We start from the raw sequence: 11487 nt of genomic DNA, 5'->3' as shown, positions 1-11487 counted from the left end.
TATTTAATGCCAAGTACAGCTGGACGATATGGAGGAGGATTAAAAGGAAACCTCGAATATCTTGTTGCGATCATCCAAAACAGATTGGATAGTTCTGGGTTCGCATCTTCGTTCAATGAATTTTGGTTAACATTCTTTTATTCCCCACTATATGTTTTGCCTGGTGTTGTTGGAATTGAGAATGATTTTAAAAAAGTGTTCGAAACTCTTCCATCTTCCTTTTTAAACAGACGTTATAAAAAGATCGATGTTAGTTTAAAAGCGTTTGAGTTTTCCGAGCATTTAGATAAGGCCGATCAAAAAAAATATGAACATCAGTTTGAGGTTGACAACCAATATAAAAACCTATCTGAAATTGATTTAGCACACGTGTTGATTGACAAATATCTTGAAGCGGGCTCAATTGTTAAATCAAAGCTAAAAAAAGACGACCTTTTTGATTTTGAGACATTTAAAAATGTATTACTCTTATTAAAAAGTCAAATCAGCACTAATTTTCTTGAATCAGAAAATATTAAACTTGCAGCAAAATCCAAAGCGGATACCTTAAAGCACGCAATTGATTTAAGAGAGGAAAGATCGGGATCAAATAAGGTTAAAGACAAAAGGATTAGGGATTTCAGGGTATATGATTTCGATTTGGGAGCAAAAGCTCTTTACCCATATGCATATCAGTATTGCGAGATCTTTTTGAACATTTTAAGAAGTAAAAATTTGTTATGCCCTGTGTATCACCATTTATATATCCAGGTTTGCAAAACGATGGATGTATGCCTGGAGCGATCATTTACTCTTGATCATTGGTATATAAATGGCCTTTCAGTGATAGACTATGATAGGTACTTACAGCAAAGTGACGCTGAAAAAGAACAGACTGTATTCGATGTTATTGTAAATGGCTTAAGGGATATTGCTCACATCGATAAACTTGACAGCGAGATCATTGAAAGTACTATACAAGAGATAAAACAAAAGGGCCTGGACACGGAATTAGTATATGAAGTGATTGAAAATAAACGATACAAATTAATAGTCAGCTATTTTTCCCGTAGCATGGAAGAAGAGAGCCCTATTTATTTTACGGTATTAGATAAAACCTCGGGCAAATCGGGAAAGGTACAAATAGGCAAAGCAGAAAACTCCCAAATATACCTTTGGCTGCAGAAGATCACGCTAAGTGGCAGCCAAATTAAAGTTAAATCCAGCAATTCAATTACGGCCGATGTTTATTTAAAAAATAAACTCCGAAGTATGGAATTCAACATAAAAGATATCTTAAATGGATAAATCAAAAAAAATACTCTTTGTTGATCGTGATGGTACCATGATTAACGAAACGCCGGACGAGCAAATCGATTCGTTCGAAAAACTTACTTTTTACCCCGGGGCGTTAACTTACCTGCCCAAAATAGCCAAAGAACTTGATTTTGAACTGGTAATGGTTACCAACCAGGATGGTTTAGGTACCGCCGTTTATCCCGAAGATACTTTTTGGCCGGTGCATAACTTTATCCTCAAAACATTTGAAAGCGAGGGCGTAAAGTTTGCCAACCAAATTATCGACCGCACCTTTGCGGCCGACAAAGCCCCTACCCGTAAACCGGGAACTGCCTTGCTTACGCAATACCTTAACACAGAGAAATACGACCTTAAAAATTCTTTCACCATCGGCGATAGGAAAAACGATGTGCTGCTTGCTAAAAACCTGGGTGCCAAAGCAATCTGGTTAAATAACCAATCTAACTTAGGTGGTGGCGAATTTACCGAAGCAGATCATATTGGCGATACCATCGCATTGGAAACTACCGACTGGCAAAAAATCTACGAATTTCTAAAACTGGGAGAACGCGTGGTTGAGCATCGCCGCAGCACCAAAGAAACTGATATCTACATCAAAATAAACCTGGATGGTACCGGCGAAGCCAAAGTATCAACCGGCCTGCATTTTTTTGACCACATGCTGGATCAGATTGCCCGCCATGGCAGCATCGACCTGGAAGTGATTGCCAAAGGCGATCTGCATATTGATGAACACCACACTGTTGAAGATACGGGCATCGCTTTAGGCGAGATTTTCGCCACTGCTTTAGGCAACAAAATGGGTATTGAACGCTATGGTTTTTGCCTGCCTATGGACGATTGCCTGGCGCAGGCAGCTATTGATTTTGGCGGCCGTAACTGGATAGTTTGGGATGCCGAATTTAAACGCGAAAAAGTTGGAGATGTGCCCACCGAAATGTTTTACCATTTCTTCAAATCATTTAGCGACGCGGCAAAATGCAATTTGAATATAAAAGCCGAAGGACAGAACGAACATCATAAAATAGAAGCTATATTTAAAGCCTTTGCGAAGGCAATAAAAATGGCCGTTAAACGTGATGTAAATAAGATGGTTTTACCATCGACCAAAGGATTACTTTAAGTTGGCAGCAGGCAGTTTTCAGTAGGCAGTGAAAAAGCATTGTCAATTAAAACTGCAGCTCAATGCAAACTAATAACTGCAAACTAAATGATTGGTATAATAAGATACGGCGCCGGTAATATTTTTTCGCTTACAGCGGCGTTGGAGCGGTTGAGCATACCTTACGGCATGATCAATAGCGAAGAAGATTTTGATAAGTACGACCGATATATCATCCCTGGTGTTGGACATGCGGGCGCAGCCATGAGCAAATTGGAGTCGACAGGATTGGTTCCCACGATTAAAGCGCTAAAAAAGCCCACTTTGGGCATTTGTGTGGGAATGCAGTTACTCACCTCCTACTCGGAAGAGGGAGATTCTACCCTGCTTGGCCTGTTCCCTATTAAAACTTTAAGGTTTAAGGACAGCAATTTATACAAGGTACCGCATACCGGCTGGAACCAGGTTTATCCCGAAAAGGAAAACCCATTATTTGAAAATATACCGTCAGGATCACATTTTTACTTTGTACATTCATACTTTATTGAGTATGATAAAGCGTACACTTTACTATCGGCCAATTATAACAATGAATTTTCGGCATCAATTTGGCGGGATAATTTTTATGGCGTACAATTTCACCCCGAAAAATCGGGAGTGTACGGCGAAACACTTTTAACAAACTTTTCAAAAATATAAAAGACATGTACATAATTCCCGCTATCGATATTCTGAATAAAAAAGTAGTTAGGCTACGTGAGGGTGATTACCAACAGGTAACAGAATATGATGTAACGCTCGAAGAAATGATTGAGCGTTACCAAAGCAATGGCACCAACTTTATCCATATTATTGACCTGAACGGCGCTAAAAACGATTTCAGCAACCAGCAATACCTGTTTGATGTGATCCGTAAAACCGACATGAAGGTGCAATACGGTGGCGGTATCCGCAGCATCGAAAAAGTAAAAGAGTTGATTGATTCGGGCGTTCACCGGGTTATTGTGGGCACACAGGCATTAACCAACCCCGAATTTTTGCCCCAATTAGGCAAAGAGATTTGCGGCCGCGACAAGTGTTCCGACCAGGTGGTTATCGCAATAGATGTGTTGGACGAAGTGATCAAATACTCAGGCTGGATGGAAAGCTCACCTATTAAACTGATGGACTACGTTGATAAATGCCTTGCCTTAGGATTTTTCCGTTTTTTATGTACCGATATCAACAAAGACGGCAAACTGGGCGGCGCGGGTATTGAGCTTTACGAAAAACTGCTCGACCATTCGCCTTTCATTAAACTGATAGCATCCGGAGGTGTAAGCTCGATGGATGACGTAGAGAAACTGAGCCGTTTGAAGGTAGAATCGGTAGTTGTAGGTAAAGCGATCTATGAGAACAGGGTAACTATCGAAGATGTAAAAAACTGGAATTTAGAGGCATTGATTTCAATTTAAGCCCCCTAACCCCCTAAAGGGGGAACCATAGTTGCATAAAACATGAAGAAAAAGATGTTTTTGGGCGCTGGTGCTCCTATCTTTAGGAATGCAGAGGAACTTCGTTATCGGATGACTGCTACTGAGGAACTACTTTGGGGATATCTGAAAGGCAAACAATTAGGCGTAAAATTTAGACGCCAACACCCTCTTGGTATTTACGTAGCTGATTTTTATTGCCATCAACATAAGTTGTTAGTTATCGAACTAGACGGCGGCATCCATTTGCAACCAGAGGTAGCTCAAAACGATATTGAACGGCAGCGCAATTTAGAACTTGACGGCCTAAAGGTAATACGATTTACAAATGATCAAATCTTTAATAATCTTAATAAAGTATTGGAACAAATAACCACGCAAATCAAAGGCTCCCCCTTCAGGGGGCGGGGGGGGCTCGCCAAGCGAATTATCCCTTGTTTAGACGTTAAAGACGGTCGCACCGTAAAAGGCGTAAACTTTGTTGACCTGCGCGACGCTGGCGACCCAGTTGAACTGGCCTGGAACTATTCGCGCCAGGGAGCCGACGAACTGGTATTCCTGGATATTACCGCAACTGTTGAGCGCCGTAAAACTATGGTGGACCTGGTGAAAGCCGTGGCCAGGCAAATAAATATCCCTTTTACCATTGGTGGCGGTATTAACGAAATTGCCGATGCCGATGCACTTTTAAACGCCGGTGCAGATAAGATCTCGATCAACTCGGCAGCGGTACGTAATCCGGCTTTAATTGATGAACTGGCCAAGGCATTTGGCGTTCAGTTTGTGGTAATTGCTGTAGACACCCGCGGCATTGGCGACAAAAACATTGTACACCTGAATGGCGGCAGATTACCTACTGAACGCGAAACGTTAGAGTGGATCATGGAAGCCGAAAGCCGTGGTGCCGGCGAAATTTTGCTTACATCAATGGATCATGATGGTACAAAAGCTGGTTTTGATAACAAGCTATTAAAAATTGTGAACGATGCGGTACACATCCCTGTAATAGCCTCGGGCGGGGCAGGTTCGGTACAGCACTTTGTTGACGTATTTGAAAAAACAAATATTGATGCAGCTTTAGCAGCGTCGGTATTTCACTATGGCGAGATATTGATTCCGGATTTGAAAGCGGTATTGAAGAGCAATAATATAGAGGTGAGGATATAGGGTGGCGGGGTTCAGGTGGCGAGGCTCGGGCGTTGTTAGTTTTAAAACAAACGTTTTACCCGAACCACGAACCTGGCAACCGGCAATAACTCTTCTACCCGCGTTAGGGATTGCAGCGGATACCGGCCCGTGATTAAGGCCTGTGCAGTATGAGCGTAAAGCCCGGGCCAAAGGTAACGCCCTTACACTCACACGTGAGGTAGCTGCCTGTGAGGACACAGTCAGCGGGAGAGACGTAGATGCATGGTGTAGAACACACCCCGGCCAGCGCTCAGGGCTCACACGCCCCCGAATTTGATTGAATATAACACGAACCTGGCAACCTGGAGCAGGAACCAGAACAACAGATACAATGAATATAGATTTCAACAAAACAGACGGTTTAGTACCGGTTATTATACAGGACGAGCAAACCTTAGAGGTGCTGATGCTGGGCTACATGAACCAGGAGGCTTATGATAAAACCGTACAGGAAAATATAGTTACATTTTTCTCCCGCTCAAAAAACCGCCTGTGGACCAAGGGCGAAACCAGCAGCAACTTTTTGCATGTAAAAAACATCAGCATTGATTGCGATAATGATACTTTGCTGATTAAAGTTAAAGCTGATGGCCCTACCTGCCATACCGGCTCGCGCAGTTGTTTTAACACCGGCTATAATCAAAACTTTATTTTGGAGCTGGAAAACATTATTGCCGATAGATACGAAAATCCGGTGGAAGGATCATATGTAAATAAGCTGCGGAATAAGGGACTCAACAAAATAGCTCAAAAGGTTGGTGAAGAAGGCGTTGAAACCGTTATAGCCGCTTTGGCCGAAACAGAAACCGACTTGATTAATGAGTCGTCTGACCTGGTTTTTCACCTGTTGGTTTTGCTTCGCGAAAAGGGACTGACGTTGGAAACGATAGCTAAGAACCTGGAAAACAGGCATAAATAGTCATTAGTCATTAGTCATTAGTCATTAGTCATTAGTCATTAGTCATTAGTCATTAGTCATTAGTCATTAGTCATTAGTCATTAGGGAAACTTATGGTGAGGTCTGTTGTTTTTTATATTTTGCTGTTTTGTTTCTTTTTTATTGGCAATGCCAATGCGCAACAAGATAGGCTTAGGGAGAAGATTGCCGAAATTGCGAAGGATGCAAAAGGTACTATTGGGGTTTCGGTATTAAACCTTGAAACGGGTGATACGTTAACATATAACGGCTACCTGCGCCAGCCAATGCAGAGTGTGATGAAGTTCCCGATTGCCATTACCGTTTTGCACGAGATTGACGAAGGGAAATTCACATTAGATCAGCTGGTTCGCCTGGATAAAAGCGATTTATTTAAAACATACAGCCCCTTGCAGGATAAATATCCGGCGGCAAATGTGGATGTTTCGATAAGGGAGTTGCTTAGCTATATGGTATCGTTAAGTGACAATGTTGCCTGCGACAAGCTTTTAAAAGTTTTAGGCGGAACGGATGCGGTAGAGGCCTATATTCACCATATCGGGATCAAAAACTTCTCGATAAAAGCCTCCGAATATCAAATGGCGCAGGCCTGGGATGTGCAGTTTACCGATTGGGTGATGGCCTCCGAGCTTACGCATTTATTGAACGTAGCATTTAAGCCTAATTTCCTTTCGGCGGCCAGCCACACCTATTTATGGAAAATCATGCAGGAAACCTCAACCGGCCCCAACCAGATTAAAGGCTTGCTGCCTGTTGGTACAATAGTATACCATAAAACCGGCCGCTCGGGCACCAACGAAAAAGGGATTTCGGCAGCTACCAACGATACCGGTATTATTACACTACCTAACGGTAATCACCTGGCTATTGCCATTTTGGTTACCAATTCGCCCGTTGATTTAAAAGCCCGCGAATTGGTTATTGCCCGCATAGCAAAGGCCGCCTATGACGAAGCCATAAAATAGATTACGTCAAGGCTAATATCAAAACAACTCATCTCCGTCAAAAATCTTACTTTTGCTTATAGCCCAATATCAACTGCAAATTAAAAATCTTGCTACTTGATACTTGCTACTTGATACTAACATAATGATTGCAGAAAAAATAGCCGAACTTACCGGGCATGGCAACCCCATTTTCACTTTGGAGCTATCACAAAAACCGGGAATACTATTTACCGGCGGCAATGATAAAGGATTGGTGGAGTGGAGCCTGAAAACAAACGCCTTCATTAAAGTGATGTTCCCGGTTAATGCATCAATTTACGCCATTCATTGCCCGGCGGGTTACCCGTTAATGTTTGCGGGCCTGCGCAGCGGCCAGGTGCTGGTTTTTGATTTTATACAGCAAAAGGTTATCAAGTCACTTAATTATCATCTAAAACCGGTGTTTGATATCAAGTCTGTCAATGGTAAAAAAGAGCTGCTGATAGCTTCTGAGGATGGCACAGTGTCGGTATGGGGCCTTGCCACATTGGATATGGTGCACAGCATCAAAGTATCCGCCGATACAGTACGTTGTATAGCGGTTTCGCCCGATGAAAAACAGGTTGCTTTTGGCTGCAGGGATAACGTGGTTAAAATTTACGATTTAGAGGATTACACTTTAGTTAAAGCACTGCATGGGCATACCATGTCGGTTTTTGCCTTGGCTTACAGCACCGATGGCGCTTACTTAGTATCCGGCGGCCGTGATGCACAGGTTAAAATCTGGGATACAATATCGTACCAGCTGGTTAAAAACATCCCGGCACATTTGTTTGCTGTTAACCATATTCTCTTCCACCCTACCCAGCCTTATTTTGCTACAGCCAGCATGGATAAAAGCATTAAAATTTGGGGAGCCGATGATTTTAAACTGTACAAGATCATCAGCCGCGAAAAAGGATACCCAAGCCATCCGCTGTCAATAAATAAACTGGCATGGAATGGAGATCAGCTATTATCAGTAAGTGATGATAAAAATATTTTTATTTGGGATATAAAATTTTAACGTACGCTCCTGCTTAAAAAAACCTCCGGATGCTATGCAAATTGTGTGTGTGACGCTTTAACTCTTCCGAATAAATGCCGTCGTTATCAATAGGGTCTATTTTCACCTTTCCTGAAGCATGAATTATTTGTCCGCCGTTTAATAAAATACCCACATGGGTTACACGTCCTTCGGTATTATTAAAAAAAGCCAGATCGCCCAGACGGGCGTTGTTTAAACTGTCAACTTTTTCGCCTTCAAGGGCTTGTTGACTTGCATCGCGTTTTATTTTTATTTTATTAAGATTAAATACCACCTGTGTAAAGCCCGAGCAATCGATGCCAAAATGAGTACGCCCCCCCCATAAATAAGGCGCGTTTAAAAACGATTTGGCCGTAGTTGCAATATCTTCCTTTTCGCCTATTTCGCCAATGATCTCGAATTTATCATTCCCTATTTTGCAGGTTGTTCCCTTTAAACCGGCAAGTGAGCTGCCTGCAGGCAAATAAAGTATTGAGTTATCAATAATTTTCCAGGCCTGGGTAACCGCCCGGTAAGTTAAAGGCGGAGGCATATTTTGTTGGCTTTTATAGGCTACATGCCCGAACATGGCAAATTGCAGCCTGCCTATCCAGCCCGTATAATTATCAGTTGTTGTAACAATTTTAACCCAGCGTTCGGCCCACTCCTTAATTTCAAAAGTTTCGCCAAATAACACCTGCGATACCTGTTCGCTCCTGTCATCAGGCAAAGCGCGAAGCGGGATTACAGCAAGGTTACAAATACCATATTCCATAGATCAGATTAAATGCAAAAATTAATGTAACTAAGATGCAATAAGCGATCAATAATTACACCGTTTTAATTGGTTTTCAAGATATATTTTAGCTGTGGAGGAGATTAAAGCTAAAATTTACAAGGCTAATTTATTAAATTATTAAACGCCAAATAATTTTATTTAAAAAACAAGCAAAAAAAAGGGATCAGCAAGCTAATCCCTTTTCAAAATATTTTTTTTATAAAATTATTCATTCATATGCAGCCAATCTTTCTTGGCTAACAACTCTTCCTGTGTTTCGCGGATATCTTCATCATCTACGCAGCAATCAACCGGGCATACAGCAGCACATTGTGGTTCGTCATGAAAACCAACGCACTCGGTACACTTATCAGGCACTATATAATATATCTCGTCGGACAGGGCAGCCTGAGTTTCCTCGGCATTTAAAGTATTGCCATCTCCAAAATCAATAATTCCTTTAAGGCCGGTACCGTCGCTAAAGCGCCATGCCGCACCAGCATCATAAATTGCATTATTGGGGCACTCCGGCTCGCAGGCTCCGCAGTTTATGCATTCATCGGTGATTTTAATCGCCATATTTCTAAATATATAATAATCTCAATTAACTTTGCCCGTAATTTACAAGCGCACAAATATAACAAAAAAAGGCTTTAGGGGTTTAAATCCTCACCATATATATGTCAAAATTTAACATAAAAAATTCCATAAACTCATTTTCGACCTTAGGAAAGCAGTTAATTGCACCCGATGCGCAATTAATGGCCATCATTGAAGACGAACGCTACCATAACGCCTGGTTTACGCCCGAAAGTGTTTTGCAAGCCGTAACCGCCATAGGTAAAATGCTTAACGAGGACGATTTGAAAACCTGGCTCGCAAAATACAATCTTGAAAATGACGCCCCGGGCAAAAAAGTGGGCCTTATTTTGGCAGGAAATATCCCGCTGGTTGGTTTTCATGATGTGTTGTGCGTGCTGGCATCCGGCAATCATGCGCTAATCAAAGCATCATCACAGGATGCCCGCCTGATAAAAACTGTTTTAGAACGGTTAGTGGCCATTGATGGCACCTTTGCCAGCCAATTTAGTTTTATAGAGCGTTTGGCGGATTTTGATGCTGTTATAGCCACCGGAAGCAATAATAGCTCGCGCTATTTTGATTACTACTTTGGCAAAGTGCCTAACATCATCCGTAAAAACAGGAATAGTATTGCCCTGCTAACCGGCGATGAAACGGCAGAACAACTGTTTAACCTTGGCCATGACATTTTTGATTATTATGGCTTGGGTTGCCGCAATGTGAGTAAGTTGCTGGTGCCGAAGGATTATAATTTCAATTTCTTTTTTGAATCGATTGAAGATCATAAGGCCATCATCCATCACCACAAGTACAACAACAATTACGATTATAACAAATCCATCTACCTGGTAAACAGCGACAAGCATCTTGATAACGGTTTTTTGATGGTAAAGGAGGATGACAGACTGGCATCGCCACTGGCCGTGCTGTATTTTAGCTATTACGACGATCTTGCCCAGGCGCAGGAACTATTACAAAAACAAAGCGACAATATTCAGTGTATTGTTACCAATGCCACCATTAATGTAGCCAGCCAGGTGGTAAGCTTCGGCCAAAGCCAGCACCCCGCATTATGGGATTATGCCGATGGGATTGATACAATGGAATTTTTGTCAAATCTTTAAAATAACAATACCTTTGGTTTTTGAGGCGAAAGCCGAAAGGTAAAAGGCAAAAGGTTGTACCGGGTGCTTTTACCTTTCTCCTTTTACCTTTAACCTTTCACCTTAAAAAATGTATATTATAAAAGTTAAAGGCGTTGCCAAAATACCCGATTATGTACAGCTGCGGGATGATAAGTTTACGTTGCTGGCTTATTTCAGGGTAGACAGGCCCGATAAATCGTTGGATAAGGTTGGGTTGGCGGATAAGTCGGAATATATTATGAATATTATTAAGGATTTACCTTTCGGGCAGATCCTGAAATTAGAGCTATAAAAAAGATGATTGGGAACTCTATTATAAAGCTAAATGGTGTTGATATTTTTCAGCAGGCACACCTGGTACTGTCAAACGTAAACCTGCATGTTGATAAAGGTGATTTTGTATGGCTTATAGGCTCTACCGGATCGGGCAAAAGCAGCCTGCTTAAAGTTATTTACGGCGACCTGGGCATAAAAGCTGGTACCGGGCATGCCTGCGGGTACGAGTTAAGCAAGCTATCGGGCCGGGATGTGCCCTATTTACGCCGCAAGCTGGGTATAGTTTTCCAGGATTTTCAATTATTGACAGATCGCTCCATAGAGCAAAACCTGCTTTTTGTTATGCGCGCCACCGGCTGGAAAGACAAAAAGTTGATAGCCGAACGTACCCTTGACGTACTGGAAAAAGTTGGCCTGCGTTCTAAACTTAAAAAGATGCCGCATGAGCTATCCGGCGGCGAGCAGCAACGCGTGGTAATTGCCCGCGCCCTGCTTAACAACCCCGAAATTATATTGGCCGACGAACCAACCGGTAACCTTGACCCCGAAACTTCTGAAGAGATTGTACTGCTCCTAAAACAGATCAGCCAATCGGGTACCGCAGTGTTAATTGCCACCCACGATTATCATATCATCCGCACTTTCCCATCGCGCATTATTAAGTGCGAGAATGGTAAGGTTTTGGAGGATGCGGTGATATAGTCTTTTTTTCTGAA

General features: G+C 42.1%; 13 protein-coding genes and 1 pseudogene. 12 read left to right on the top strand and 2 right to left on the bottom strand.

The annotated features are described in order from the left end of the window. The first annotated feature begins 6 nt into the window (after nucleotides 1-6). From BMX56_RS12590 to BMX56_RS12555, 9 genes and pseudogenes are all read left to right on the top strand, one after another. Entirely contained in the window at nucleotides 7-1287 is a 1281-nt protein-coding gene (locus BMX56_RS12590; protein ID WP_143065435.1) for a hypothetical protein, read from the top strand. Continuing rightward, nucleotides 1280-2422: a bifunctional histidinol-phosphatase/imidazoleglycerol-phosphate dehydratase HisB gene (gene hisB, locus BMX56_RS12585; protein WP_090647512.1), complete on the top strand. Its 1143-nt coding sequence runs from the start codon at nucleotides 1280-1282 to the stop codon at nucleotides 2420-2422. Before BMX56_RS12590 ends, hisB begins: the two co-directional genes overlap by 8 nt. A gap of 87 nt (nucleotides 2423-2509) precedes the next feature. Beyond that, on the top strand, nucleotides 2510-3100 hold the full coding sequence (gene hisH / locus BMX56_RS12580) for an imidazole glycerol phosphate synthase subunit HisH (protein WP_090647509.1): 591 nt from the start codon (nucleotides 2510-2512) through the stop codon (nucleotides 3098-3100). Between the two features lie 5 nt (nucleotides 3101-3105). Beyond that, nucleotides 3106-3855, top strand: coding sequence for a 1-(5-phosphoribosyl)-5-[(5-phosphoribosylamino)methylideneamino]imidazole-4-carboxamide isomerase (locus BMX56_RS12575; RefSeq protein ID WP_090647506.1), 750 nt, complete (start codon nucleotides 3106-3108; stop codon nucleotides 3853-3855). A 42-nt stretch (nucleotides 3856-3897) separates the two neighbouring features. Further along, a pseudogene (locus BMX56_RS30510) lies at nucleotides 3898-4245 on the top strand (endonuclease domain-containing protein); the annotation flags it as partial. 9 nt (nucleotides 4246-4254) lie between these two features. After that, nucleotides 4255-5040, top strand: a complete 786-nt coding sequence (hisF, locus tag BMX56_RS12570; protein ID WP_255369840.1) for an imidazole glycerol phosphate synthase subunit HisF — start codon at nucleotides 4255-4257, stop codon at nucleotides 5038-5040. Between the two features lie 352 nt (nucleotides 5041-5392). Continuing rightward, entirely contained in the window at nucleotides 5393-5980 is a 588-nt protein-coding gene (gene hisIE, locus BMX56_RS12565) for a bifunctional phosphoribosyl-AMP cyclohydrolase/phosphoribosyl-ATP diphosphatase HisIE (protein WP_090647499.1), read from the top strand. A gap of 92 nt (nucleotides 5981-6072) precedes the next feature. After that, nucleotides 6073-6963, top strand: coding sequence for a class A beta-lactamase (gene bla / locus BMX56_RS12560; protein ID WP_090647495.1), 891 nt, complete (start codon nucleotides 6073-6075; stop codon nucleotides 6961-6963). A 124-nt stretch (nucleotides 6964-7087) separates the two neighbouring features. Further along, the gene (locus BMX56_RS12555; protein ID WP_255369828.1) at nucleotides 7088-7990 is read left to right on the top strand and encodes a WD40 repeat domain-containing protein; all 903 of its coding nucleotides are present in this window, start codon (nucleotides 7088-7090) and stop codon (nucleotides 7988-7990) included. 13 nt (nucleotides 7991-8003) lie between these two features. Here BMX56_RS12555 and BMX56_RS12550 read toward each other — a convergent pair whose 3' ends face one another. Both BMX56_RS12550 and BMX56_RS12545 read right to left on the bottom strand, forming a co-directional pair. Beyond that, complete coding sequence (locus BMX56_RS12550) at nucleotides 8004-8765, bottom strand: C40 family peptidase (protein ID WP_090647491.1); 762 nt, start codon at nucleotides 8763-8765, stop codon at nucleotides 8004-8006. A gap of 228 nt (nucleotides 8766-8993) precedes the next feature. After that, nucleotides 8994-9347: a 4Fe-4S dicluster domain-containing protein gene (locus BMX56_RS12545; RefSeq protein ID WP_090647487.1), complete on the bottom strand. Its 354-nt coding sequence runs from the start codon at nucleotides 9345-9347 to the stop codon at nucleotides 8994-8996. Between the two features lie 101 nt (nucleotides 9348-9448). Here BMX56_RS12545 and BMX56_RS12540 point away from each other — a divergent pair, with 101 nt between their 5' ends. The 3 genes from BMX56_RS12540 to BMX56_RS12530 all read left to right on the top strand — a co-directional run bounded on the left by BMX56_RS12540 (nucleotide 9449) and on the right by BMX56_RS12530 (nucleotide 11473). Continuing rightward, nucleotides 9449-10474 (top strand): acyl-CoA reductase, encoded by a 1026-nt coding sequence (locus tag BMX56_RS12540; RefSeq protein WP_090647482.1) that lies wholly within the window; start codon nucleotides 9449-9451, stop codon nucleotides 10472-10474. A 109-nt stretch (nucleotides 10475-10583) separates the two neighbouring features. After that, complete coding sequence (locus BMX56_RS12535) at nucleotides 10584-10787, top strand: fructose-6-phosphate aldolase (RefSeq protein WP_090647478.1); 204 nt, start codon at nucleotides 10584-10586, stop codon at nucleotides 10785-10787. A gap of 5 nt (nucleotides 10788-10792) precedes the next feature. After that, on the top strand, nucleotides 10793-11473 hold the full coding sequence (locus BMX56_RS12530) for a cell division ATP-binding protein FtsE (protein WP_090647474.1): 681 nt from the start codon (nucleotides 10793-10795) through the stop codon (nucleotides 11471-11473). The last annotated feature ends 14 nt before the right edge of the window (nucleotides 11474-11487 follow it).

Source organism: Mucilaginibacter sp. OK283 (assembly GCF_900110415.1).
In the GTDB taxonomy this organism is placed as follows: Bacteria; Bacteroidota; Bacteroidia; order Sphingobacteriales; family Sphingobacteriaceae; genus Mucilaginibacter.
This window is presented reverse-complemented; position numbering and strand designations above follow the sequence as displayed.